The sequence below is a fragment of the Pseudomonas sp. S2_E02 genome (genome assembly GCF_054668355.1).
The window spans coordinates 715,924-742,239 of the sequence record NZ_CP162761.1 but is presented as its reverse complement, the minus strand read 5'-3'; the positions used below and the strand labels follow the sequence as shown (position 1 = coordinate 742,239).

13 protein-coding genes are annotated in these 26,316 nt (G+C 62.2%); 3 read left to right on the top strand and 10 right to left on the bottom strand.

What is annotated here, in order from left to right; translation table 11 throughout:
* Window positions 1-140 precede the first annotated feature (140 nt).
* Window positions 141-1,238 carry an AraC family transcriptional regulator gene (locus AB4O01_RS03280; protein ID WP_460090668.1) on the bottom strand — a complete coding sequence of 366 codons (1,098 nt, stop codon included), beginning with the start codon at window positions 1,236-1,238 and terminating at the stop codon, window positions 141-143.
* 211 nt (window positions 1,239-1,449) lie between these two features.
* Here AB4O01_RS03280 and AB4O01_RS03275 point away from each other — a divergent pair, with 211 nt between their 5' ends.
* From AB4O01_RS03275 to AB4O01_RS03265, 3 genes are all read left to right on the top strand, one after another.
* A complete protein-coding gene (locus tag AB4O01_RS03275) occupies window positions 1,450-2,397 on the top strand; it encodes a SphA family protein (protein ID WP_460090667.1) in 948 nt (315 codons plus the stop codon).
* A gap of 254 nt (window positions 2,398-2,651) precedes the next feature.
* The gene (gene relB / locus AB4O01_RS03270; protein WP_122600383.1) at window positions 2,652-2,846 is read left to right on the top strand and encodes a type II toxin-antitoxin system RelB family antitoxin; all 195 of its coding nucleotides are present in this window, start codon (window positions 2,652-2,654) and stop codon (window positions 2,844-2,846) included.
* The gene (locus AB4O01_RS03265; RefSeq protein WP_127930382.1) at window positions 2,779-3,120 is read left to right on the top strand and encodes a type II toxin-antitoxin system RelE/ParE family toxin; all 342 of its coding nucleotides are present in this window, start codon (window positions 2,779-2,781) and stop codon (window positions 3,118-3,120) included. Before relB ends, AB4O01_RS03265 begins: the two co-directional genes overlap by 68 nt.
* 47 nt (window positions 3,121-3,167) lie before the next feature.
* Here the strand turns inward: AB4O01_RS03265 and AB4O01_RS03260 are convergent, their stop codons facing one another.
* From AB4O01_RS03260 to gspK, 9 genes are all read right to left on the bottom strand, one after another.
* The gene (locus AB4O01_RS03260; RefSeq protein ID WP_460090666.1) at window positions 3,168-15,662 is read right to left on the bottom strand and encodes a filamentous haemagglutinin family protein; all 12,495 of its coding nucleotides are present in this window, start codon (window positions 15,660-15,662) and stop codon (window positions 3,168-3,170) included.
* 217 nt (window positions 15,663-15,879) lie between these two features.
* On the bottom strand, window positions 15,880-16,992 hold the full coding sequence (locus AB4O01_RS03255; protein WP_460090664.1) for a substrate-binding domain-containing protein: 1,113 nt from the start codon (window positions 16,990-16,992) through the stop codon (window positions 15,880-15,882).
* Window positions 16,993-17,088: 96 nt separating this feature from the next.
* Window positions 17,089-18,198 (bottom strand): substrate-binding domain-containing protein, encoded by a 1,110-nt coding sequence (locus AB4O01_RS03250; RefSeq protein ID WP_460090663.1) that lies wholly within the window; start codon window positions 18,196-18,198, stop codon window positions 17,089-17,091.
* Window positions 18,199-18,660: 462 nt separating this feature from the next.
* Entirely contained in the window at window positions 18,661-19,872 is a 1,212-nt protein-coding gene (gspF, locus tag AB4O01_RS03245) for a type II secretion system inner membrane protein GspF (protein WP_122605147.1), read from the bottom strand.
* On the bottom strand, window positions 19,872-21,278 hold the full coding sequence (gspE, locus tag AB4O01_RS03240) for a type II secretion system ATPase GspE (RefSeq protein ID WP_460090661.1): 1,407 nt from the start codon (window positions 21,276-21,278) through the stop codon (window positions 19,872-19,874). The genes gspF and gspE overlap by 1 nt, the downstream gene beginning before the upstream one ends.
* Window positions 21,275-23,647, bottom strand: coding sequence for a type II secretion system secretin GspD (gspD, locus tag AB4O01_RS03235; protein WP_460090660.1), 2,373 nt, complete (start codon window positions 23,645-23,647; stop codon window positions 21,275-21,277). The genes gspE and gspD overlap by 4 nt, the downstream gene beginning before the upstream one ends.
* Window positions 23,644-24,189, bottom strand: coding sequence for a type II secretion system protein GspM (gene gspM, locus AB4O01_RS03230; protein ID WP_099758875.1), 546 nt, complete (start codon window positions 24,187-24,189; stop codon window positions 23,644-23,646). Before gspM ends, gspD begins: the two co-directional genes overlap by 4 nt.
* The gene (gene gspL / locus AB4O01_RS03225) at window positions 24,182-25,360 is read right to left on the bottom strand and encodes a type II secretion system protein GspL (RefSeq protein ID WP_460090659.1); all 1,179 of its coding nucleotides are present in this window, start codon (window positions 25,358-25,360) and stop codon (window positions 24,182-24,184) included. Before gspL ends, gspM begins: the two co-directional genes overlap by 8 nt.
* Window positions 25,357-26,316 (bottom strand): type II secretion system minor pseudopilin GspK, encoded by a 960-nt coding sequence (gene gspK, locus AB4O01_RS03220; protein WP_460090658.1) that lies wholly within the window; start codon window positions 26,314-26,316, stop codon window positions 25,357-25,359. The genes gspL and gspK overlap by 4 nt, the downstream gene beginning before the upstream one ends.

The following is a 26,316-nucleotide window of genomic DNA, read 5'->3' as shown; positions in this document are numbered from 1 at the left end:
AGATCTTTCAGGTCGATGTATGACGCAAGACACCCCGGTCGGCTCCCTCTCCCTCCGGGAGAGGGCTGGGGTGAGGGGATGATCGAGGTAAGACACTGAATTGAGCGTGCATCGGTGAATCCATAATCGACAAAGACCTTTCAGGTCGATGTATGACGCAAGACACTGCGGTCGGCCCCCTCTCCCTCTGGGAGAGGGCTGGGGTGAGGGTTAGCGTCATTACGCCAAGCGCTAGGGCTCAGCCCCGTCCAGCGCTTGAACGCCCGGCGAAAACTGCGCACATCGCTGTAGCCCACCTCTTCGGTAATCCGTTCAATCGGCATATCCGGATTGGCCAGCAGACTCAAGGTCCGCGCCTGCCGCACCTGCTCCAGCAACGCCTCAAACGTCAACGCATGCTCAGTCAACCGCCGGCGCAACGTGCGACTGCTCATGTTCAAATCACCGGCAATCTTTTCAATGTGACTGCCGCTGCTCAGGTCCCGGGCAATCGCCCGCTCCACCGCTTGAATCAGATCGAGCTTCTGATGCACCTGCGCTGCTTCCAGCTCCAGCAATGCAACGGCCTGACGCAACGCCAGCGAATGATGATTAGGCAGGTGCACGTCCAGCCATTGCGCGTCGATCAACATGCGATTGTGCAGACAGCCGAAGCGCACCTGCGGCCCGAGCAGGCGGTGGTATTCACTGAGGTAATCCGGCGCGGCATGCACAAATTCCACGGCAATCGCCTTGAACTCAGCCCCCACCAGTGCGCGGCCATACACCAGCAAACTGGCGAAGAACTCCTCGACCGCAAACACCTGCACGTCGGCAAATGGCAGGCGGCATTCAGCATCGAGATGCACCTGCCCACCGACCACATCGACGCTGGACACGACGATGCCGCCCGACGTGTGCTGGTGACGAATGCCGAGGGCAAAGGCATCGCGCAAGGTCTTGCACAGTGACAACACGTGCCCGAGCAGGCCCAGTGTGCCGAGTACGTTCTGCGCCCCGACCCACAGCCCCAAACCCTGATTGGGCAGCACTTTGAGTGCGCGCTGAATCATCGCTACGGCCTGGCGATAGGAAATCCGCTGCGCCGGATCCTGCAGATCCTCAAGGGTGAAACCCAGACCACGGCACAGGCTCTGGGAATCGACTCCTCTGTTCTGCACGACTTCGGCGAGGGTTTGCAGGAGAAACGGCGAGACCAGCGCCAATTCAAAGGTCGGGTCTTGGACTTTTACGTTCATGGGGGCTGACATTCCGGATCACGCTTGATTGTTATTTTTGTAACCGGTTGTGTCGATGGAAGTTAGCACAAGGTTTACGGACTGTCCGCAGATGCCCCCCTCAGTGTCCGCCAATACCCTGCCCCAACGTACGCCAAACGCTTATTTCTAGCGTACCGGCGCTCCGAGCGACCGATACCGGGTCCCAATCACAATAATAATGAGGACAGTCATGAGCCCGAACCGCGTGAAATCCTTCTTGCCCCGCGCTCTTTTCATCGCGGGGTGCGCGCTGACGTTGCCCGCCCTGGCCACCGAAGCCGGCGTTGACAACATCGGCCCCGGCACCGACGGTTTCTTCATGCTGCCGCTGGAAGTCGACAGCCTTCCGGAGAACATGGTCGCGTTCAACCTCTACTACAACCATTACAAGGCGACCAGGTTCAACATCAGCTCGCTGGGTGGCAAGGTGCCGAACGTCGAAATCGAATCCACCGCGGTGATTCCGCGTCTCGATTACTTGAGCCCGGTGCGTGTGTTCGGCGGACGTCTGGCGGGCTACATCGCCCAGCCGTGGTTGAAGCAGGAAGTCGCGGTGTTCGGCTTGAGCGACACCCGCGAAGGCATGGGCGATACCACGTTTGCACCGATCATTCTGTGGGACATGGGCAAAAACCTGACCCTCGGCGCCGCCGTGGAGGTCACCGTGCCCACCGGCGAATACAGCGTCGATCGGCTGGCCAACACCAGCAACAATTTCTACACCTACAAACCGCTGTTCTCGTTCACCTGGTTGCCGACCGACAACACCGAAATCTCGATGAAGACCACTTACAGCTTCAACGAAAAGAACAAGGACACCGATTACAAGTCCGGGCAGATTTTCCACTTCGATTATTCCGCCAGCTACAAGATCACCGACGACCTGATGCTCGGCGTCAACGGCTACTTCCTCAAGCAGGCCACCGACGACAAACAGTTCGGCCACACCGTGCAGTTTGCCGGGCAGGACGTTGATGATGGCGTGCGCGGCAAGGTGTTCGCGATTGGCCCGGCGCTGCACTTCACCTTTCTCAAGTACGCCAGTGCGGAGATTCGCTGGGCCAAAGAGTTTGATGTGGAGAACCGGCCGGAAGGGGAAATGTTGTGGGCGAAGGTGAGTATTCCCTATGCGTTCTGAGTGTATTTGTAGGAAAGAACACCCGGTTTTGTAGCCTGAAAACCTGAAAAACGGAGGGGAGGAATACGCCTACAGCGGCGGTCGAGATTACCGGACAACAGGGGGAAACGTCTGGCAGATTTAAAGGGTGCGCTTGCAGATACTGGGCTCCGTTATCCCATGGATCTTCAAGGGCTCATGGGGTGCATCGTCTGCCAGTGACGACAATGGGCCATTCCCCCCTTAAACTGCTGAGATTGATCACGGAGATCACTATGAGCATATTACTTTCCCCGTTTTACTCTGACTTCGAATCCGAAGAAGAGGCCGAGAGCTACGATCGCTGGTTTCGGGCAGAGGTACAGGATGCACTCGATGATCCTAGTCCTGGTATTCCCCATGATGAGGCTATGGCGATGCTCGACCAGATGCTGGAAGAGATGCGCAGGAAGCGCCGCTCTGCTGCTTGAATGGAGCAGCAAGTCCTCGCGTCAACTGGCTGACATCTTCAAGTACATCGAGCAACACAACACCAACGCTTCAATTTCGCTAAGACACAAGGTTGGTGCGGCAGCACAACGGCTTTCATCAATACCTTACGGTTACCGACCTGGCCGAGTGCCTGGTACTCGTGAGATGGTGATTCATCCGAACTATCTGCTGGTCTATCGAGTGAATGGGCGCATCAGAATACTGAGGGTGCTTCACGCCCGACAAAAATACCCTTCAACTTCATCAACATAAAAAAAGGGCGACCAACCGGCCGCCCAAACGTACTGCACGAGAGTCTTTTACAACGTCAGTTGCCCACGCTCCTCCTCGGTCAACTGCTGCTTCGCCTGTTCATCCAGCGCCCCTGCCCCCAACACTTGCACCGGGCTGTTCGGGTTGTAACCCGGGGCCGGTGCGCGGCTGGCGCCATCGCGGGTCGGCGCCAGTTGTTCGTTGCCGAAGCTCAGCACCTGCACGGTAAACACCGACGCCTGATTCTGCCGCGACGCTGCTTGCTGCTGACGCGCGACATCTTCCGCCGCTTGTGTGGCCGACGATGCCGCCGAACTCGCCGAAGTAATCGCCCCGGTGTTCACCGCCGAGACCACCGGCACACCCGTTGCCTTGCCCTGTACCGAGATATTCGCGGCGTTGACCACCGTCAGCGCGGCGATGTTGACGTTACCCGACACGCGGATCCCCGCCTCACCGGCATCGATGGTGCCCAGCGGCGCGATCAGGTCGATGTCGCCGGGCTTCACTTCGGCGATCGGGTTGAGCGTGGCGATACCGGCGCCGGTGCTCGGCACCGATGGCGACAGGGTGACGTTGCCCCAAGTGTCGTAAACCCGTTTCGGCGGGGTGTAGACCACGGTGGTTTTCGAGCCGCGACCGGCGTTGATGTCGCCCTCGGCCGACCAGCCGAGGATTGAGCCGCCGAAGGTGGTCATGATCCGGCTCTGGCCGAGCAAAATACTGCCCTGCGAATAGAGCTGAATGTTGCCCGAACCTTGGGTGATGATCCCCGCCGTCGACGGTGGTGCCGCACCTTCGATGCCGAACACCTGACCGCCGCCCGGGGTGAGCATCTGGATATCGCCGCCGAACAGGGTCTTGACCCCGGCGCCGCCGTACAGCGTGATGTCGCCGTCGTAGCGGATCGGATTGCCGGCCACATCGGTGGTCGGGAACAGCGAAGCAATGGCGTTGCGACCACGCAGGTAACTGCCTTTGCGCGGGCCATCGACATCGTTGTATTCCAGGCCACCGGCGCGCAGTTCGGCGAAGTACACCTGGCGGGCAAAGATCGCCTGCTCGCCACTTGGCAGCGCGGCGTAGAACGCCTGTGCCTGTTCGGCGTTGCCGCTGAAGCCGTAGCCCAAGGTCAGCCAGCTCTGCAATTCGTCCTGGTAACTCTTGACCACTTTGCCCGGTTGCGCGCTGAGGGCTGCGTCCGCGCTCGCCACGTTCTGCGGGTTCAGGTAGTGCGCGATAAACCGCGAATAATCCGGCCCCTGCGCGCCCGCGCCGGCCTGCAAGACCACGCTGGCCCCCGGACGCTGATCACCGGCCAGCAACGAGCCAAGGCTGGTGATGCTGGCACGGTCCTCCATCAGAATATTGCGCCCGGCATTGATCTCCAGCGTGCCGGGACCGGCGACGTCGAAGCTGCTGTAAAGGATGTCGCGCCCGGCCGACACTCTCGACACATCCCTCGGGTCGTTATGCACGAACAGGTTGCCGGTGGAGTAAATCGTGTCCTTGGTGGTGCCGACGCCATCTTTCGGCGAAATCGTCGGTTGGCCCAGGTTGGTGCCAGAGGCGACGATGTCGCGACCGGCCATCATCCACACCGGCCCGGCTGCTTCGTACCAGGTTCGCTGCGAATCGCTTGCACGCAGTGACTCGCCACTGCGGATGCCGACCAGATCGCCGGTCAACGCGTAGATTCGCGCCGGCCCCATGACATCGCTGAGGCCGGAGTACGAGTTGCTGCCGAAGGCGAACAATGGGAAGCGCAGATTCGGTTCTGCGGCGACACCATCGCTGCCGCTGTTGGAGATGAACGGGGTTTGCGCCGAGTTGCTGGCATAGCCGTTGAATGCCGGCGCAAACGGCGTGGCAATCGCCAGTGGACTGGCCCCGGACTGGTTGATCGCATAGCCGCCGGCATAAATCGAATCACCGGCCAACAGCTCCAGCTGACCTGAAGCCGAAGGCGCCAACAGCAGCGAGTAAGCGGTGGCGGGAGCGGTATTGCCGACGCTGTAAGCCGCCGATGAACCTGCGTAGATCGAGCCTTGACCGGCGACGGCGCGCAGAATCGACGGATAAACAAAACGACTGTCAGTCGGTGAAGTGTTCTGCCCTTTGATGGGCCCGTTGGTGTCCGTCTCGGCCAACTGGGTACTCGGCGTGAGGTTGCCACCCGCCGAGAACAGATCGATGGCCGTGTGCTCGGTCCACAGCGAGAAGCCACTCAAAATCCCGCCCTGGCTGACGTTCCCCGCCTCGTCAAACAGCGGCGTGGCGTTCTGCAAACGCACGCGGCCCGGGTCCGCCGCGCCGCCCAGGACCAGATCGCCACGGGTGTTGATGCGCATGCCCGAATCGCCGGGGATCAGCACCAGCCCGCCGGAGGCATTGCCGGTGGTCGCGGTAAACGGGTCCAGCGCGCGGGTTTCCCGAGCATCATGCAACACGCTGTTGGCGCCATATTGCAGATTGATGCCGCCGACCGCACTGCCACTCACCTGTGCCGCGCCGCGCAGGTTGATCAGCGCGCCTTGCAGATCATGCTTGGGTGGCGTGATCCCATTGTTGCCGGCGCGCGCTTGCAGGGACGGATTGAGCGAACCACCGATGCGAATGTCCATGTCGCCGCCACCGGTCAATTGCAGGCTACCGTCGCTGCCGACACGACCGGTGCTACCCACCGCCACGATCAGGCCCTGGCTGCGTGGGTTGGTCCGCGCATCCCCCATCGGCCTGAGCATGCCGGCATCTTCTCCGGCGCGCAGGCTGATGTTGCCACCGCCCAAAGTGCCAAAACCGGTGAAGCCCACCAGGTACGGCGCCGCGTCCATGTCGGCGTCGGGCAGCGGCTGCGTCGCATAGCTGCCGAAATTGATCCACCAGGCGGTCGGCACGTCATCACTGCCGGTGCCCTGACGCCATAACCAGTTGCCCACCGCCACGCCAGGCACCTGTTCACGGTAACCGCCGGTATTGGCGGTTTTTCGCCCAAGAGTGTCACCGGAGACAGAGCCACCGGCATTGATCGTCAGGTTGCCGCCGAGCTGCGGATACCAGGCTTGATAGAGACTGTCGGTGCCACCGTTGGCCCATTTTTCCACGTCGCCACCGGCACTGCCCAATACCGAATCCTTGTCCGACAAGCGTCCGCGCATCTGCTTGAAGCGCGGATCGACATCGGCCGACTGGGTGCCAGCGGTGTACACACCAAACGGCGAAGCCATGCTCAAATTGCCGGCAGCGAGCAAATCAAGATCGCCGGTACCGGTACGCAGGACACTGAACATCTGGCTGTGGATGCTGGCGCTTTTCGCCGGATTGCTCTCGACGCACACCTCGGGGTAACTGTCGCACAGCGTCAGGTATTCCTCGGGAATCGGCGCGTAATCCTGAAAGCCGAACTGGTTGCCGGGGGCCCAGGTCCAGCGCGCCATCGGGGCGCAGGCACCGGGATCGGTTTCGCAGAGAATCAGGTATTCCTCGGGCACTGGTTCGAAGGCGGGGAAACCGTACTGGTTGGTTTCCGACCACACCGCGCGTGGATTGCCTTCGGTGATCTTCGCACCGTAATGAGTGTCCGCCAGACGCAAATTGCCCTCGGTGGTGAGCGGTTTCACCGCACGACTATCGGCGGCGGAAAGATCCGCCCCCGCCACCGCGCGGATCGACCACGACGAACTGCCCGACGGCAACATGCTCGCCAGTGCCCAGTTGGCGCCCTGCTGTGTGCCATTGAATCCACGCAACTCGACAAACGCGGCGCCGTCAGCGAGCACCACATTGGTCATCGACGGAATCAACGAACCGCGCAACAGCGCCAGAGAACTGCTCAACATCAAATTCTTGCTGCTGCCGGTGTCGGCATCGAAGGCGCCCGGCAACGGCACACCTTTGGGCCAGTTCATCGCCTTCAACGCGGTGTTGCGATTCAAGCGAATCCCGGCACCCAGTCGGCTGCTGGCCGGCACGGTCAGGTCACTGTCGAGCAGTGTTCCGGCGGCATACAAAAGATTGCCCGAGGCGTCATGCACCGCCCCCGCGAGCACGGTGCCGGCACTGAAGGTGTACGGCGCGGCCAGCTCCACCTGAACCGGCAACAGCGTACCGCTGACCAACGTCGTGTCCTGAATCGGCAAATCGTAATTGAGGGTCACGCCCGACGGGAATTGCGTGCCCGGCGCCAGCGTCACCCCGCTCCCCGGTACAACCAGATCGCCGCCGAATGGCTGCACGCCTGGCAACAGTTTCCAGCCAGCGTCGTCGACGGTCTCCGGTGGAGGCGCGAAACCGTCGTTGATGCTGCCGTAAATATCAAGATTGCCGCCGGCACGGATCACCAGGCTGGCGGATTCACCGGAACCGTAGACGCCATCGACTTTGCCCGTGTGCCGATTGAGGCTGGCGTAGCGGTAGCGCGACAGATCGATATCACCCTCCACCACCAGGTCGCCGTCCGCTGTCTTGCTGGCGATCTCCACGCCGGGGCGCAGGTGGAAGGCATCGGCGTAGGTCGCGTTGTTCAGACCCGCCAGCTTGCGTTGCAACAGATCGGCGTTTGTCAGCGCGGCGTCGATGAACGTGGTGTTGTCGCCGTCGATGCGGGTCAACAGCGCCTGATCGATCACCTGATACGGCCGGCCACTGACCGCCGGATCGACACCATCACGCGCATCGGTGTAACGGCGCGTGCCATTGAGGCCGATGGAACGCGCGCCCTGAATATTGACCGTGCCGCTGGCATCGATGGCGATGTCGCCGGCGCCCAGACGCGGCGCGTTGAGCTCCAGGGTGCCGCGCAACATCTGATCATTCTGCCCGGCGAGAAAGCCCGGCACTGCATCGGTGCCATGGCGCAAGTCGATGCGCGTACCGGACGCCAGGGTCAACACCCCGGCCCCGGAATTCAGCTCGACCATGGCCCGGTTTGGCGCGTCGATGATCTTGCCGTAACTGTCGACCCGCAGTACGCGACCGTGGGCATCGAGCACACTGTCGCCGGCCAGGGTCAGGCCGTTCTGCGCCGCCAGACGAATGCTGCCGACCCGTTCGCCACTGGCATCGATCAAGCCATTGACCGTCAGGCTGCCATTGTCCACCGAGACATTGACCTCGCCGGCCTTGAGCCCGTCACCGATCAACAGATCACCTTGCTTGAGTTGCAGACTGCGACTGCCGAACACTTTGCCTGCGTTCAAGCGTTGGTTGAGTGCCGCGAACTGGGCGCTCGCCTCACCGCCCAGTTGCTGCGCGCGAATGTCCACGCCACCGGCCTTGTACGGCACCAGCGTGCCGCCGGCATCGTAATAACCGCTGCTGGCACCGAGAATCTCGCCCTGCAGATCGACGATGCCGGCATCCGCTGCCAAGGCAACGGCGCTGAGGTTGCCGGCCTGATTGTTTTTCGCCGACAGATCGATGCGCGAGCCAGCGAGCTGGCGTATATCGCCTGCGGCGCTCAACAGCGACACATCGCCTCCCCAGCTGTACTTGCTCACGTCGTTGAACGGCAAAGTGCGTCCGGCCATGTCCAGTTGCGCGCCGCCGGCTAGGGTCAAGTCGTGCTCGGCCTTGGCCGTGAGCTTGCCGCTGGCCAACGCGATGCGGCTGTCGAGCACAATGTCGCGGGCTTGCAGATTGAGTTCTGCGCCGAGGGCATCGGCCACGCCAGCAGCACCGGCACCGCTGAGCGTGAGCCTGTTACCAGCCTTGAGCAGGTTGACCGACGCCGCTTCACCGGTGAGCAACGGTGTGCGCAGCGTGAGATTACCGCCGCTGTAGGCATAGCCTTTGACCGGATCGAAGGCGCCCTGCTGTTGATACACCGCCAGGCTGCCCTTGTGATTGGCGGTGATGCGCTCGCTGGCGCTCAGATTGACGTTGGCAAAACCCAGCGCCAACCGGTTGTTCTGATCGAGGCCGTTGGGTTGTGGCATCGGGCCGTAACCCAATTCGATGCGTTGTGCCTGAATATCCAGCGTGCCGCTACCAGTACCGGCGCCGCCATTGATCACACTGCCCGGATCCTGAGTGGCGCCGTTCCAGATCAGTTGGGCGGTGCGGATCGTCGCCACATCGTCGGCATCGCCCGCGCCGTAAATCGCCGGGGTGGCGAGCACCAGGTTCTGCAATTTGCTCTGACCGGTCTGCGCATCGAACGTATCGAGGGTCACGCTGCCGTACAGATTGAAGGCATCGCGCGTGGTCAGGCTCAGCGTCTCCAGGGCCGGCGCGCCGAATTGCGTATCACCGCGCAGCAAACGATCCAGCACATTCTGGTTCAAGGTCAGACCGGCCGGCACACGGTTGCCTGCGGCGGCCAAGGCCTCGGCACTACCGGCGTTGACCGCGCCGACTGCCAGAGCCAGATGACGCGTGCCGAAACGCACGGCTTCACCGAGTTCGAACTGGTTGTCCGTCGCGGCGGTGATGCTGCCATTGGAATACAACAGCGCCGGACTGCTGCAAACCGCCACGGCGCAGGTGCCGATGCGAATGCTGCCGGCGCCGGTGAAACCGCCGCCCGCCTCCGGCGCCAGGACATTGGTCCAGCCGTTCGACACCACCACCACGCTGGACGCGCCCGGTTGATAGATGTACCCGACCGTCGAGTCATACGCCACGTTGCCGCGCCCCAGAGCGTTGATCCCAGCGCCCGCTTCAACGGTGATGCCGCCATTGATCGAGTTGGTACGCAACAACACTTCCGGTGCCGCCAACTGCGCACCGTCACGCAGGACGATGCTGGCGGTGTCGCCGGTGAAGCCAATGATATTGCCCGCCGTGCTGTAGCTGACGGTCGGCATCGCACCGATGGTCAAACGCCCGGCGTTGAGGTTATTGAGCGTGTCGGCATACAGCGAAATGCCGCTGAAGCCCTCGGTGGGCGCCTGCCCGGTGCCGAGAATTTCAAAACTGCTGCGCGCGTTGCCGCTGCGCACCACGGCCGTTCCGACCAGCCCGCCCGCCGCAGCGTCGAACCGCGCCTGGCCCTTGAACAACAACGCGACATCCTGCTCGCCACCGTCAACCAGGCGCAGATCCAGCGTCTTGCCGTCCTGCGGTGCCAACGCTCGAGGCACCCCGCGCCGCACCGCATCGCTCTGGATGAATTGGCTGAGACTGGTTTCGTTGTATTGCGAGTAACGGCGCAGTACATCGGCCGAGGTCAGAATGACCTGTTTGGCCAGACTGTCCCGCTGGCCGGTGTTGGCAATCGACAACTGTCCGCTGCCGGTCCATGAACCGTTACGCAGTGGCAGCGCGCCCGTGGTTGTGCCCGCTGTCGCCTGACCATTGACCTCGACCCGGAAGGCGCCCGGCAGCAACGCGAACGTCGACGGCAACAACGTATAAGTACCCGCTGCCAGCCCCGGAACCCCGGCGCCGAGGGTGATCTGCTGGCCAATGCGCGGATCCACCGCGCCCGCCTCGGCCAGCACTGGCGCGTAGGCGCTTTGATTACCCGGCACGATGGCATACACGGGATTGCTGGCCAGCCCCGGCAGGCTGAAGGTGCCGTCGGTGGCATTGCGCACTAGCGGGTTGAACCGCGCATCCGTGGAACCACCGCGCCCGGAAACAAAACCGGCGCCGCGCAAATCGCCACCGCCGGACAGATCGATGACCGCACCGCTCTGCACATCAATGAACTGGGTGCTCATCGACACACCCGATGTTTCACCGGTGATGCCATTCAACACCACCGATTTGCCGCCAAAGCGGTAGTCGATACCGTCCGTGGTGCCACCGTACGGCATGACCAGCCCGGCGCCGCTGACCGACGTCAGACTGCCCGGCAGCAACCGCACTTCGCGGGTGGTGGTCAGCAGGTCATCGCCGAGGACAATCTTGCCCAGCGGCGCACGCAACACGCCCCCCTGTTCAATGTGCGCGGCCGAGAACGTCAACTGGCCAAACGCTGAGTACGGCGCGGCCACCGGCGCCGGGCCGTGACCGCCGATCCGCAGGGTATGCTCGGCCACCGCCTGCGCGCCCTGATACCCGACACGCACTTCAGCCTGCACATCAGTAGCGGGGTAAATCTGCGCCGCACTCAAGTTCAAATCGCCCGGCGTCCACAGCCGGCTTTTCTGATCGCCATCGGTTGGCGCCAGGAAGCGCAGATCACCACGGCTATCGAGGCTGACGTCAGCAAATGCGCGGCGACTGTATTCGGCGGCCGGCGCCTTGAGTTGCAGGATCGAACCTTGCGTGCCGAACGACAGGCTGTTGCCCACATCCAGCAGGTTCGCCGTCGCGCTGAAGCGAGCGTCCGACAGTTTACCGGTCGGGTTGTTGGTCGGGCGTGGGCGCACGGTGCCGACCACACTGTAATAGCTGCCGACACCGGACAAGCGCAGGTACGGCGCCTGCAAATCGACCCGTGCGGTGCCTTTGGAAGACTCGGCAAGGGACAGCGCACCGGCATACAGGCTCAGACTTTGATTCATGTGCAGATTGACGTCACCGTCGAACGACAACAAGCCGTTGCTCAACAAGCTCAGGATGTCGAAACCGCCGGACATCAGGCTGTCGGCATGCAGCCGCGCCTGACCATAACGCAGACCGGTATCGCTCTCGCCCGGACGCAAACCGGCTGCAAGTATCTGCTCCGTCGCGCGCTGATCAATGATCAACTCTCGAGGTGCGCGAACGTTGTTGTCCGCCGATTCGAGGTACAACGGCGTCTCCAGCGCCACCTCCAGACGACCGCCCGCCGCGCCGACACCGCCCGCTGCTGCACGCAGGTCACCCTCGATAAACAGACCCTTGTAAGAGCCGATGCCAATGCGCCCGCCGTCAGTCGCCACGCGCGTCGGTCCCTGGCCAGCGATATCCAGCAGTGCCTCGGCACCGGAGGCATCCAGCCGCGCACCTTGCCGCACAATCACGTAAGCATCGGCGGCGGTGGCCGTGGCGAGTTTCGCGTCGATCTCACCGCCGAGAATGATGCTGCCGCCTTTGCCGACCTGCCCATAGGTGCGACCCAAGGCATCGACTGCCGTGTTGGCTCGCCCGGCCACGTCCAGCACCGCATGCTCGCCGACCCAGATCGAACGGTCATGCGCGTTCGGGTCGGCCAACTGATTGGAGGTGGCCGGTTTGATCGAGCCGAACTGTTGCTGGCGAATATCGATCGTGCCGCCCCAGGCGTTGAGTGCACCGTCAACGGTGATCTGTCCGGCGCCGCGCAGCTTGATGCTCTGACCCGGATCGACGCTGATACGCGAATCGCGGCCCAGGGTCAGCGTGCTGTTGGCCGCGTCGATCAGGTTGATCAGGCTGGCGCCGCCTTGCAACGTCAGGCTGGCACCGGCGCGTTGCGTCAGCACGCCTTGGGTCGGATTTTCCTGAAACAGCGTTGGCGTCCACAGCTCCAGCGCCGCTTGCGGATCGACACCGCTGGCCATGCCTGGCGCAGCGTCGGCAAAACGGTAAACCGGCATCGTCACCTCGACGGCGGTGCCTTCGGCCACGTCCAGACCATTAAGGCCAATCAGGTTGTATGCGGAGAAGCCTTTTTTGAACAGATCGGCGGACAGCTGCAGCGTGGTGTCGGCCAGCAGCTTGTCGGTCTGGCCAATGAGGATCTTGTTGGCCTGTACCGTAAGGGTGCCGCCACCGGTCACGCCGTAGCCACGCAGATCGCCATCGAGGCGCAAATGCGATTGGCCCGGCGCGGAAATCGCGCTGGACTCCAGCGTCAGATCGCCACCCTTGCCGCCCCGGGTCTTGCCGTTGGCGAGTACCGCGCCGCCGGAAGAAACGTCGAGCAGACTGCCAGCACCAATATCGATATCGCCACTGCTACGGATCGAGATCAAACCACCGTTGAGGGAGGCCAGACTCGCGCCATCATCCGGGTCGGTGCGCAGATTGCTCCACACTCCACGGGTATCCAGTTGCACGCCGGCAGCCACGAGGACTTGCGTCGCCTTGTCGGCTTTCGCCGTGAGCCGAGTGTCGCTGCTCTCGGAGCCGGTGAACTGATTGAGAACGTTGCCCAGTCGCAGACTGCCGCCACGCGCCGTCAGGTCGGCGCCGACCTGCACATCCGGGGCATACAAGGTGATATCGCCACCGGCATCGACGATGAGCGCGCCGTCAACGACAACCTGATCCCTGGCCGCCACTTTAAGCGCGCCGAGACGGAAACCGTTGAGCTGCTGGTTATCGAGATACAACGTGCCCTTGCGCGCCTGCGACACGGCGCCGGCCAGATCTTGATCATTGTTGGCCACCGGTCGTTCGCCGCCGATCTGCACCTGGTCCAGCAGCGGATTGAGCGCATACAAAACGCCACCCGAAGCCGCCACATACGCCGGGTCATAACTGCCGACAATCAACTGCGCGCGACGGGCCAGCGCGGTCTGACTCTGTTCATAACCATCAAGCACTGGTTTCGGCGCCTGGTTCTGCCGCTCGCCCTGATACACCTCGCCGAGCATCTGCCCGTCGAGTACGGCGTTGGCCGTGGCAATCACCAGTTGCCCGGCATCACGCCCCACGGTGTAACCCGACTCGAAACGCGAACGCGGGGCAATCAGCGGGTTGTAGAAGTAGCTGGTCTGGCCCCAGCGCTCGCTGCTGTCCTCGTAACCTTTGTACAGCCCGGTGTAGAGCAGATCGCCCGGCGCACGGGACACTTCATACAACTTGCCGTCCGCACCGCGCAACCAGCTCTGGCGGATCTCGCCGCTCTGCACATCGAGAGTGCCGCCGGACAGATTGATCAACGAACCCTTTTCGGTGACTACGTCGTTGCCGGCAAAACTCACCGTACCACCCTGCGCCATCCACTCACCCACACTGTGCGCCTGAGTGCCGAGATAACCGCCGACTTCCAGCAAGCCGCCGGCCGTGTACCAGCGATCGGTGGCATAGCCGTTGGTGCCGGCCGGCACGTAGACCAGCTCTCGCACATCGACCCAGATGTCGTTGCTGTTGAGCGCGCCTTTGTCGCGGTTGACCGAGGCGTCGCGCTGCTCGTTGCCTTGCACGTTGATCTTGATGTTGTTGTTTTCCATCGCCACTTTGACGCCGAGGGCACCGGAAACATCGATCATTGCCCCGTCGCGCACCAGGCTGCGACGCTGCGCCGTCACCGCCACTTGCCCGCCGGTGGCGAGAGTGATGGAGCCATTCTGGAACTCGACGCTGCCGCCGCTCTGCATCTCGATGCGCGACTGATCGCCACGAATGCGGTTGTTCGCAGTGACCGCGCTGAGGGCGGCCTGATGCTGACTGTCGAGCGCCGTCAGATCGCTGCTGTCGAGCATGATCGCCGTGGCACTGCCTTGCGCCAGGGTGACACTGCCGCCGCTGTCGCTCGCGGGATTGGACAAGTGAATCGTGCCGCGAGACGCCACTGAGGTGCTGGCGAGCAATACGCCGTTCTGCACGACTTCATGGCCGGTCAACGTGATGTCGCCGGTAGATGACTGGATCAAGCCGTTGTTGCTGACCTTGCCGCTGACGTTGCCGGCCTTGAAGCCCGGCGTGACTTCGTTGCCGAACGTGGTCGACAGCGCATTGCCCTCGGTGCCCGCGCCTTTGCGGATGTAGAAGCGGTCACCGGCGCCGAGCACGGTCTGGCCCTTGGCGGTGCTGATATTGCCATCGTTCTGCACTTCGCTGCCGAGCAGCAAGGCATAACCACCGGCATCGGTCGACGTCGCCGGTTTGTGCGTCGTGATGCTCGCGCCGCGCTCCACCAACACCTTGCCGGCGGCATCGGTGAAGGTCGGCTGAGTGGCGCTGCTGTCGAAATACAGGCCACGGTCGCGGAACTGGATATCGGTGATGTTGGCGGCCGCGGCCACCAGGTTGCGTACATTGACCTGACTGCTGCCACTGAAGACGATGCCGTTGCGGTTGATCAGCATCACCGTGCCGTCGCCCTTGATCTGGCCCTGAATCTGACTGGCCCGTGCGTTCGGGTCGTTGACCCGGTTGAGCACCGCCCAGTTCGCCTGCTGGGCGAACTCAACGCTGGTGTTGCGCCCGACGTTGAAGGTTTCCCAGTTGAGGATGGCCTTGTCGGCGGTCTGCTCGATCGTCACCGTGGTCTTGCCGTCAGCCTTGGTTTGCTGCGGGCCTTTGGCGTTCTGCCAACCTTGGGTGAGGCTGTTATCGACCTTCAGACCGCCCTCGCCCAGACCGTCCGGGACAAACTGCACCGAACCCAGCGCAGCGGCACGACCGGCCGCCTGAGCCGCCTGCTGCGCGGCAATCGCGGCGACCGTGTTGTTCAAGGTCTGGATCGAGCGCTGCAATTGCTGATTGGCTTTTTGCTGCTGCGCCAGGGGTGGCGTCATCCCCGGCAAACTGCCAGTGCTCGGCCGTGCGGCAGCGGCTTGCTGCGCCGCACCTTTGGCGGCGAACCAGTTGGAGCTGAACGCCGTTGCCGCGTGCGCATTGCCCGCCACCAGACACAACGCCACCGCCTGCGCCAGTGGTTTGAGCAGCCACAGCGCCGGCTCCACGGCTTCACGTTTGAACGACTGGACGTTGGTACGACGGGATGGGCGAGCGAGCATCACTACGAGATCCTTTTTGGTTGCCACACTTTGGTTGCCACACATGCCGCAGGCGTGCAAAAACCTGCTGTTACGTCATAGGCAGTTGGCGGCGGTCGAGACCGAACGGATGTCACACAAACTTCATGTTGGGGGAGTATTCGCGCCGGGCCGTTCTGCGCCTTCAAAAAAATGGCAGCCCTATATGGGGCTGCCATCGGTTTGGCGGCAGTCACTTTTAAAGAGGACGACCGATGCCGTTGCACACGGCCGGGTTGTTGATGTCGAGGTTGTTGCCGGTGGTGTTGGTGATGAAGTTGGCAGTGACGGCGTTTTTCCAGCTCAGTGGCATCACCAGTAACTTGTGCGCCACCACCGCGGCATTGTTGCCAGGATTGCTGTAGTGGGTGGTCAGGAAGGCACGAATCTCGTTGGCCACGTTGGCATCCCTGTAGCACTGCCCGATGATCAAATTGCTGTAGGCGACCATTTTGTAGCCGTTGACAGGGTTCGCCACCACGGGCGACCAATTGGCGGGATTGGCTGCCTGAGACGCTGACGCCGGTGGCGCAACCGACGACAGTCCGAGCGCGACGTTGATCAGGGTTGGCAACACACCATTAAGACGCGCAACGACAGTGTTATCGCTCACCAGTACACCGTCCGGGCCGGAGTAACCGATTGAGCCGTCGACCTGATTGATCGTAGGCAGGACATCACTGTCGCTCGACACGCCGACCCAGTTGCTCGGCACTGTCGAACCTGACGGCTGGCGCGCCGCAGTGAACAGGGAATTGGTCGAGAACTTAACCGGGCAAACAGAGTTGAGGTGGCGAGTGAGGATTTCCGAGGTGCCGCTGGCGTTGTTCCGGTAGACCACGCGAATCGGTGTGGTGTCGGCAGTCCCCAGTAGCAGCCCCCACGTTGGCGCGTCACCCGACAGCGCCCTGCACAACTGGCTGCTCGTCAGATTGAGATTGCTGATACCGCTTTTCTTATAGGACACGGCGATTGCAGTGCCAACGGATGGCAGTTGAATCAGCGGGCCATAACTGGCGTTAAAAGCGCTCTGGTATTGGCTGATTTCGCTTGCCGTCAGGATCGAATCGCTGCCAGTGAAATGCACAGTGCCTGTAGTGCCGAACGGCGCAGCATTGTTGCTTAAAAACGCCGCTTTGCCTGCCCCGCTGCCAACAGCGGCGTAGCTGAAACTGGCGGGCAAAATGCTGTTGGCCGAGCCCTTGTACAGCGCGGCTGGCAACGTCGCCCCGCCACCGGTCACCGCCAATGCCTGCCCCGAAATCAGTACCGTCGCAGACAGCAGCGCAACCCTTCCAATTCGTTTGAACATGTCCAATCTCCTTATTGAATGCTCCGCTCACGGGAGCCAAAAAAAAATGGCAACCCCGAGGGGCTGCCATTCGTGTTGCGGTGTGAATCGAGCGCCTTACTGAGGACGACCGATGGTGTTGCAGACGTTGGTGTTGTTGATGTTCAGGTTGTAACCGGTAGCGTTGGAAACGAAGGTCTCATACACCTTGGTTTTCCAGGCCGATGGCACGGTGACGAAACCGTGGTTTTTGATCGCCAGGTCGTTGTTGGTGGTGTTGTAGTGAGTGGTCAGGAACGCCTTGACGTCGTTGGCCACGGCTGCGTCCTTGTAGCACTGACCGACGATGAGGTTGGTATAGGCAGCCAGTTTGTATCCGATGGCCGGGTTAGCCACCACTGGCGACCAGCGGCTTGGGTCAGCGGCCAGTACGGCGGTCGATGGTGGAGTCACCGAGGCAAGGGCCAATGCGACGTTGGCGGAGGTTGGCTGTACGTTGTTGACGCGAGCAACCACGGCGTTGCTGGTAGCGTCTACGCCGTCCGGGCCGACATAACCGAGCGAACCGTCAACAGCGGCGACGGTTGGCGCAACGTCAGCGGTGCTGGCAACACCGACCCAGTTCGACGGCAGGGTCGAACCGACTGGACGCGCGTTGACGAACGTCGAGTTGGTGGTGAACTTGGTTGGGCAGACGGCGTTCAGGTGACGTGTGAGGATTTCCGAAGTACCGCTGGAACCGTTGCGGTAAACGATGCGGATCGGCGTAGCGTCAGTCGTGCCCAGCAGGCCGCCCCAAGTGGTCACGGTGCCCGAGAACGCGTCGCACAGTTGAGCGCTGGTCAGGTTCAGAGCGGTCTGGCCGGATTTTTTGTAAGGGATGGCAACCGAAGTGGCAACCGAAGGCAGTTGGATCAGCGGACCGAACGAAGCACCGAACGCGGTGTTGTAAGTGCTGATCTCCGAAGCGCTGAGTACCGAGTCGCTACCGGCGAAGTGCACGGTACCGGTGGCGCCGAAGCCGGCTGGGTTGTTGGTCAGGAAAGCAGTCTTGCCACCACCGCTACCGATGCCGGCGTAGCTGAAGTTGGCTGGCAGGATGCTGTCGGCAGAACCTTTGTACAGAGCGGCTGGCAGAGTTGCACCACCACCGGTAACGGCCATGGCTTGAGCGGAGGCCAGGGCGGCGACGGTCAGGGAAGCTGCGATCAGAGTGCGCTTGAACATGAAGAATCTCCTTTTCAACTAGGTTTGGGAACACAGGTTTTCGGGTGACTTGCATGACACTGGGAGGACTCACCGGGGCCCTCGCTAGCGTTGGCCTTGGTTAAGTCGCACTGAGAAATTCGCAGTTTCCGGTGACAGATAAAGGAAAAAACCTCGGGAGCTGAGAGCTGTTTCCGAAGGGATTTTCTCGGGTGTTTGTCGGCTACTGCGCAGTGTCTGGATCGCGGGTTTGGCTGAATCGGGCTGGAGGCGTTGGCGGGTGGTTGCAGATGACAGAAAGGAGAACCCGAGGATGGGTCTTTTGAGGGTCGGGTGATGCTGAAGTCCTGGAAAAAAGATTGGATTTTTTGTTGCCCTGACTGGCCCCTTCGCGAGCAGGCTCGCTCCCACATTTGAAATGCGTTCCCCCTGTGGGAGCGAGCCTGCTCGCGAAGGGGGCCGGTCAGACACCATCAAAAGCGGCTACTGGACCAATTGGTTGATCTCAATGATCGGCAACAACACCGCCATCACAATCACCAGCACCACCCCGCCCATCACTACGATCATCAGCGGCTCCAGCAGCGCGGTCATGCCCATTGCCCGGCGTTCGATATCACGGGACAACGTCTGCGCAGCGCGCTCAAGCATTGGTGGCAGCGATCCGGTTTTCTCACCGCTGGCGATCAGATGAATCAGCACTGGCGGGAATACGTTCTCCACCCGTAATGCAGCGGCAAGGTTGACCCCTTCGCGCACCTTCGCCGTGGCCTCAGTGACACTCAAACTCAAGCGGTCGTTGGACAAGGTCTGCCGCGCCGCCTCCAGCGCACGCAAGAGCGGAACCCCGGCGCCGCCGAGAATCGCCAGCGTCGAGGCAAAACGCGCGGTGTTCAGCCCCAAGATGAAACGCCCGAATAACGGCAGTTTCAACACCCGGTGATGCCAACTCAAACGTGCCGCCGGATTGCGTAGATACAGGCGCCAGCTCCAAAACGCGCCCGCCATGATCCCTGCGCACAGCCAGCCCCAACTGCGGATGAAATCACTGGCGTTGAGCATCGCCAAGGTCAACCCCGGCAAATCCTGCCGCGCCTGGGAAAACGCACTGACCACCTGCGGCACCACATAACTGAGCAGGAAAATCACGATGCCGATCGACACCAGCCCGACCACACCGGGATAGATAAACGCGGTGAGAATCTTGCCGCGCAGGTTGTTGCGTTCTTCGATGTAGTCGGCCAGCCGCTCCATGACCTGCGCCAGATCACCGGACTCTTCCCCTGCGGCAATCAACGCGCGATAGATCTCGGGGAAATCCCGTGGCCGCGCCGCCAGTGATTCCGCCAGTCGCATGCCGCTGCGCACATCGGCGCGCACGGCACTTAGGGTGTGGGCAATGTGCTTTTTCTCGGCCTGCTCGACCGTGGCACTCAGCGCTGCCTCCAATGGCAGACTCGCGCCCAACAGACTCGCCAGTTGCCGCGTGGCCCAGGCCAGATCGTTGTCCGAGAGTTTGGCGCTGAACAATCCACCACCGCCGTGCTGAGCAACGTTGCTTTCCTTGTGCACCGACAACGCGGTCAAACCGCGCCCGCGTAAAACGCTGAACGCCGCGCCTTGGCTGTCGGCCTCAAGGTGTCCGGATTCAATCTTGCCGGTCGCGTCGGCGGCTTCAAAACGATAGCGATTCATCAGGCGTCCCGTGTCACACGGAGGATTTCTTCAGGCGCGGTGGCGCCGCTGCGGATCCAGCGCTCACCGTCCTCGCGCAGGCTGAACATCCCGGCTTTCGCGGCCGAAGCGCGCAAGGCCTGCTCGCCTGCCCCTTGGTGAATCAGCGTTCGGATGTCGTCGTCGATGCAGAACAATTCGTGGATGCCGGTGCGGCCGCTGTAGCCGGTTTGATTGCACGCCGGGCAACCGACCGGGCGCCAAGTGCCGGGCGCGGTGGGGTCTTCTTCCTTGCATTGATTACACAGCCGCCTCACCAGTCGCTGCGCCAAAACCCCGAGCATTGAAGACGCCAGCAGAAACGGTTCGACGCCCATGTCGATCAAGCGGTTGACCGCTGACACCGCGTCGTTGGTGTGCAAGGTTGCCAGCACCAAGTGCCCGGTCAACGAAGCCTGCACGGCGATTTGTGCGGTTTCGAGATCGCGAATCTCGCCGATCATGATGATGTCCGGGTCCTGGCGCAGGATCGCCCGCAGTGCCAGGGCAAAGGTCATGTCGATCTTGGTGTTGACCTGAATCTGGCTGATGCCCGGCAAGTCGTATTCCACCGGATCTTCAACGGTAAGGATGTTGCTGGTACTCGCATCGAGCCGCGCCAGTGCAGCGTACAGGCTGGTGGTTTTGCCGCTGCCTGTGGGCCCGGTGACCAGCACAATGCCGTGGGGCTGGCGGATCAGGTGATCGAGTTTGGCCAGCACCTGCGCGTCCATGCCAAGGTTTTCCAGATGCAGACGCCCGGCCTGTTTGTCGAGCAGACGCATGACCACCCTTTCGCCATGCCCGGTCGGCACCGTGGAAACACGAATATCGATCGGCCGCCCGGCCACGCGCAAAGCAATGCGACCATCCTGCGGCAGGCGTTTTTCGGCGATGTCGAGCTGGGCCATGATCTTGATCCGCGACACCAGTGCGCCATGTAAAGCCTTGCGCGGCGAGACCACGTCACGCAGCGTGCCGTCGACGCGATAGCGCACCACTGAATGGGTTTCGAACGGTTCGATGTGAATGTCGCTGGCCTCGTCGCGCGCCGCTTGGGTGAGCAAGGCGTTGATCATGCGGATTACCGGCGCGCCGTCCTGGGTGTCGAGCAGGTCGGTGATTTCCGGCATGTCCTGCATCAGGCGATCGAGGTCGACTTCGTTTTCCGCAGCCCCGACCACAGCGGCGGCACTGCCGGTGTCGGCATAGGCAGCGGCGAGCAAGCCATCGAGTTCGTCATCGCGCACGCGCTGAATCGTGGTCGCGCCGAATTGGCGCCGCGCTTCGCTGATCGACCAGCCCGGCGTTGACGGGCAAACGGTCAGCACGCCATCGCACAACAGAATCCGCTGCGCCTTGGCCCAGGCGTAAGGCAACGCACTCATTGGATAGGCACCGCTTTGATCGTCGCGCGAGGCCCTGAGGCGGGCATAACCGCCGGAACGCCCTGCGCCGCCGTCGGCAACTGCGGCGCCTGCATGTCTGGCATCGCCCAACTGCGCTCCGGCTGCAAACCGCCCTGGGCGCGACGCATAAAGTCGTAGCGGTTCAGCGTGATGCTGCGCCCCGCTTCGCTGTCGCGGATGATGTACGGGCGCAGGAAGACCATCAGGTTGGTCTTGGTAATCGCCCGGCGTTCGTTGCGAAACAGTGCGCCGATGCCCGGCAGGCTGCCCAGCCATGGCACCGCGTCGTTACTCTGGCTGTAGCCATCCTGCAGCAACCCGCCGAGCACCATGATCTGCCCATCATCGAGCAGGATGCTGGTGTCGATCGCGCGTTTGTTGGTGACGATCCCCGCCGAATTGGCACTGGCCGAAGCCCGCTCATCAATGCTGCTGACTTCCTGATAGATATCAAGCTTGACCGTGCCGCCCTCGGAAATCTGCGGGCGCACATTGAGCTTCAAACCCACTTCTTCACGGGTCACGGTCTGGAACGGGTTATTGCTGGTGCCGCCACCGCCAGTGACGTAACTGCCGCTGACAAACGGAATGGTCTGCCCCACAAAAATGCTTGCCGCTTCGTTGTCGAGGGTCAGCAGGTTCGGCGTCGACAGCACGTTGGTGCCACCCTTACTTTTCAAGGCCCGGGCCAGCACCTTCAGGTCGAGAATCTTGCCGATGCCGGGGATGTCGACAGTGCCGTTGACGTAACCCAGGTTCAAACCCTGCGGCAGTACGTCGATGCTGGTTTTGCCGCTGACGTTGATCCCCGAGCCACCCAGATTCGCGCCGCCGATCACGCCATTGCCGCCAAGATTGCCGGTCTGCCATTGCACGCCGAACTCACTGGCATCGTCCTCGCCGACTTCGACGATCAGACTTTCGATCACCACTTGTGCGCGGCGCTGGTCGAGCAGATCGATCACCTCGCGCAAGTTGCGGTACAACGGCTCCGGCGCGGAAATCAGCAAGGTGTTGGTGGTGGCGTCGGCCTGAATGGTCACACCACCGGCACTGAAGGCGACGTTCTGATCGCTGTTCTGCGTACCGCCGCTGCCGGTTGTGCTGCCACTGCTGCCCTGCGCGTAACTGCCGCCCGTGCTGCCGCTGCTGTTGGTGGTCGACGTGCTGCCGCTGGTTTGCGTGCCGCTCTGGCCATTCTGCCCAGCGCTGCCACCGGTGCTGCCGCCCATCGCGCTGAGCACCGAACGCGCACTGTCGCTGCTGCCGCTGTCACTCTCGCCGGTGAGCAAACCGCGCAAGGCCTGCGCCAGTTTCGCCGCTTGCGCGTTACGCAGATAAACCACATGCAGATTGCTCGGATTGCTCTGCGCGTTGTCGAGTTTGTAGATCAGGTTACGCGCCAGTTCCGTGCGCTCCGGGCTGCCGGCGCGAATGATGATGGTGTTGGAACGCGGGTCACCGATCACCGCGATTTTCTGCGTCGGATCATTGCCCGGCGCATCGAGCAAATCCGCGACCATCGGCGCAATGTCGGCAGCGATGCCGTTCTGGATCTGCACCACATCGGTGTCGATCGCGCTCGGCGAATCAATGCTCGCGATCAACTGCGCAACGCGGGTCAGGTTCTCGGCGTAATCGGTGATGACGATGGTGTTATTGCCCGGATAAGCGTTGATCGGATTGTTCGGCGAAACGATCGGCCGCAGCACTGGAATAAGGTTGACTGCGTTCTCGTATTGCAGACGAAATGTGCGCGTGAGCATGCCGTTGCCCGCCGGTTTGTCGGCGCTGTAAATCGGCCCGCCAAGCAACTTCGCATCCGCCTCCGGCACCACCTGCGCCACACCGCCAACATCGACCACGCTAAAACCCTGCATGCGCAACGCCGCCAGCAGCATGTCGTAAGCCTGCCGCGCCGGCACCTGACCTTCCGAGACCAGGGTCAACGTGCCCTTCACCCGAGGATCGACCAAAAACTGCTGACCAGTCGACCGCGACAACGCGCGCACCACCGCTTGAATATCAGCGTCGACAAAATTCAGCGTCACCGGTTGATCGCCCAAAGGATTGCTCGGCAACGCAATGCCCGACGCCGCCGCACCGCTGCGCGCACTCTTGGTGATGTTGTGTAATTGCTTCGGCACGGGTCGCGCCTGAGCCTGCGCGCGCTCGCGATCGAGCACCGCGTCGCCGCTGCGCTGGGTGTTGGCCAGCGGCCGACCGAGCTCACTGTCGACCAGCAATGGCGGCTGGTTTTGCGGCGTGCTGGTGTTGCTGCACGCGCTCAACGCCATCAGCAGCATCGGCAACGCCAGACGTGCCGGTTTGGATCCTGACCCCTTCATGAAGCTTCCTTAGCGCCCAGCGCCTGATCCATGCGAACGGTGCCTGACAAAGTGCCGGCGGTGACTTCGGTCGAGGGGTTGTCTGCGCGTTGCAAACGGGCCTCGACCACTTGCAGAGAAAGTTGTGCCGGGTTGCTCAACAGCCAGTCGAGTACGGCGTCAGCCGGTGCCGCGTCGAAGGTCAACTGCCAGGCGCCTTGTGCTTCCTGTAATTGGTAATGCCCCGCCAGGCCGCTGGCTTGCAGAGTCTGCTCCAGCGACTGCGCCACGCTTTGCCCGGTGGGACGCACGCTAACTTCGCGCAGCAATACTTCCAACGCTTCGGTCTGGGCGCGCAGCTTTGGCGTCTCGGCTTCCCAATAAGCAATTTTCTTCAGCGGTGGCTGGATCAGCGCAACCCACAACAGCAGGCCGACCAGCGCAACGGCCATGCCGGCAACCATGCGTTTTTCACGCAGCGCCAACGGCTGCCAACGCGCCTGCAACTGGGCGTTAAAGCGTTGCCACTTGGCGCGATAGAGCGCGAGCGAGGCCTTATTCATCTTCTTCTGCTCCGCCGCTGTCGTCGCTTTCACTTGAGGTGGCTTCAGTGGCCGGACGCAAGGTCCAGCCCTCGTCGTCTGCCGTCACGCTGATACCGGCCTGGGCCAAGGTGCTTTGCCACTCCTGATCATTGCCGCCGCGACGGGCTTCACTCAGCAGACTCAGTTGCAAGACGCCATCGACAAACGCCAACCGCTCGACACTGCCGGCCATCGACGGCATGCCGCTGCCGGCCTGCAACACCAGACGATTGAAGGTCTGCGCCGGATCATCCGCCGCGCCTTTCTGCCGCGCCGCCAATTGCTGGCGAGCCTGTTGCAACGGGTTGAGGATCACCGGCAACTCGGGGAACGCCTGCTTTACCCGCAGGTTCATCTGGGTTTTCAGTTGCTGGCCCTGCCCGGCTTCGCGGGCGGCATACAGGTTCAAACCGATCACCCAAATGGCCACGGCCAACGCTGACAGGGCGATCGCCCTGCCCCAGCCGCGATGCTCGGTTTTTTGTTGCTGGACCGCGCCATGCAGCCCCCAACCCGGAAGCGGCCCGGTCCAGCGCTGCGCATCCGCCATCGGCAGTTCAGCACCCGGCGGCGGTTGCTCACCGATCCAATGCAAAGTGACGCCCGATTCCCACACGACACCGTCGAAACCGTCATCGAACAACGGCTGCACCCGCGCCGCTTGCACGCTATCGCGCAGCAACAAATGCCCGTCCTGCACGCAAGCGACGGTGCCGGGCAACACCGGCAAACTGTAAGGCGCCGGGTAGAGACCGCGCAGGTTCAGCCCAGCGCTTTTCAGCAACTGACCAAAACCCAACAACTGTTGCCGAGGCGCCCAAGCAATCTGTACCTGCCCGGCCTCGTCCCGCGAGCTGTGCGCGATGTGCATCGCGCTGCTGTCGCCGAGCATCAAGGCCTGCGCCGCACACTGCACCGCCGCGACAATCTTGTTGGCCGGCAACGGCGGTAAATCGAGACTCGCCAACAGGCTGTCAGCCGGGTGCAGAAAACACACCAGCGGCGGCAGTTTCGACTGCTGACTCAACTGGCTCAAACTGAGGCGTTCTTCCCGCGTGACCACGCCCTGACGATCCAACCAGGCGCAGTACAATTGACTGTGCAGATCCAGTTCCGCCAAGGGCGGCAACGCCACTTTCAACTGGCTCATACACCCACCCGCGACCAGATCACCTGCGGCAAGCGGTCTTGGCTTCGATGCAGCAACGCCTCAAGACTGACCCGACGCTGATCACGCCGCGCCTCACCGCGCAGGCGAAACCAGTCACTGGTGATGCCGACCCTGACGCTGGTCAGCTCCAGTTGCGGCATGCGCAAGCGGTTGACGAAATCGCCACGGTTGATAAACCAGCGCCCGGCATCGCGCTCGGCAATCAACGCATTGGCACGCTCCAGCGACAGCCCCGGCACGTAAGCGGCTAAAACCGGCGCGGTGGCAGTGTTGCCATTGAGCCAGGTCGTCGCGGGGATCACCGTCAGGTACGGCGCCAGTTTGCCGATCAGCGCCTCATTAACGCCGTCGACACTGCGCAAATCGTCGATGCTGCGCAGCATCGGCAACGTCGGATTCTGCGGTTTGTGTGAAGCGTTCGGCGAGGTCGCGCGGCCACTGTCGAAACCACTTTTCGGCGCCTCGGCAATCTGCGCATTCAGCAGTCGCGGATAAGAGGCAATCACCCGCTGACTGATGCGCTGACTCAACCCGGCACTGACCCCGATCAACTCGCACAAGCGCTGAAACGCCGCGACCTGCGCCTCATCGACACGCTCATTGGCGACCAGATTGCGCAAGTTGAACTTGCCCTGCTCATCCTCCAGCCGCCCTTCAAAACCTTGCGCGGAGAGACGCTGCGCCCACGGCTGATCGAGCCGGGTCAACGGATCGCGCTGACGCGCATCCCAGAGCAACTGACGGCTGATCTCCAACCCGCCCTGCACCACCCACCGCCCCTGCACACGCTGCTGATCCGCCTCCAGCGCCCGGGTCGACACGCTCTGGCGCGTCAACATGCCCGCCGCAATCACCGCCACCACGGCCGCAATCAACAACGCGCTGATAATCGCCATGCCCTGTTGCTTCGCCCCCTCAGGCGAGCGGCTGTTCAT

What these genes read in the sequence shown, in the direction of transcription:
- AB4O01_RS03280 (WP_460090668.1), bottom strand. Translation starts at nt 1,238, where the DNA reads ATGAACGTAAAAGTCCAAGACCCGACCTTTGAATTGGCGCTGGTCTCG.
- AB4O01_RS03275 (WP_460090667.1), top strand. Translation starts at nt 1,450, where the DNA reads ATGAGCCCGAACCGCGTGAAATCCTTCTTGCCCCGCGCTCTTTTCATC.
- relB (WP_122600383.1), top strand. Translation starts at nt 2,652, where the DNA reads ATGAGCATATTACTTTCCCCGTTTTACTCTGACTTCGAATCCGAAGAA.
- AB4O01_RS03265 (WP_127930382.1), top strand. Translation starts at nt 2,779, where the DNA reads ATGAGGCTATGGCGATGCTCGACCAGATGCTGGAAGAGATGCGCAGGA.
- AB4O01_RS03260 (WP_460090666.1), bottom strand. Translation starts at nt 15,662, where the DNA reads ATGCTCGCTCGCCCATCCCGTCGTACCAACGTCCAGTCGTTCAAACGT.
- AB4O01_RS03255 (WP_460090664.1), bottom strand. Translation starts at nt 16,992, where the DNA reads ATGTTCAAACGAATTGGAAGGGTTGCGCTGCTGTCTGCGACGGTACTG.
- AB4O01_RS03250 (WP_460090663.1), bottom strand. Translation starts at nt 18,198, where the DNA reads ATGTTCAAGCGCACTCTGATCGCAGCTTCCCTGACCGTCGCCGCCCTG.
- gspF (WP_122605147.1), bottom strand. Translation starts at nt 19,872, where the DNA reads ATGAATCGCTATCGTTTTGAAGCCGCCGACGCGACCGGCAAGATTGAA.
- gspE (WP_460090661.1), bottom strand. Translation starts at nt 21,278, where the DNA reads ATGAGTGCGTTGCCTTACGCCTGGGCCAAGGCGCAGCGGATTCTGTTG.
- gspD (WP_460090660.1), bottom strand. Translation starts at nt 23,647, where the DNA reads ATGAAGGGGTCAGGATCCAAACCGGCACGTCTGGCGTTGCCGATGCTG.
- gspM (WP_099758875.1), bottom strand. Translation starts at nt 24,189, where the DNA reads ATGAATAAGGCCTCGCTCGCGCTCTATCGCGCCAAGTGGCAACGCTTT.
- gspL (WP_460090659.1), bottom strand. Translation starts at nt 25,360, where the DNA reads ATGAGCCAGTTGAAAGTGGCGTTGCCGCCCTTGGCGGAACTGGATCTG.
- gspK (WP_460090658.1), bottom strand. Translation starts at nt 26,316, where the DNA reads ATGAACAGCCGCTCGCCTGAGGGGGCGAAGCAACAGGGCATGGCGATT.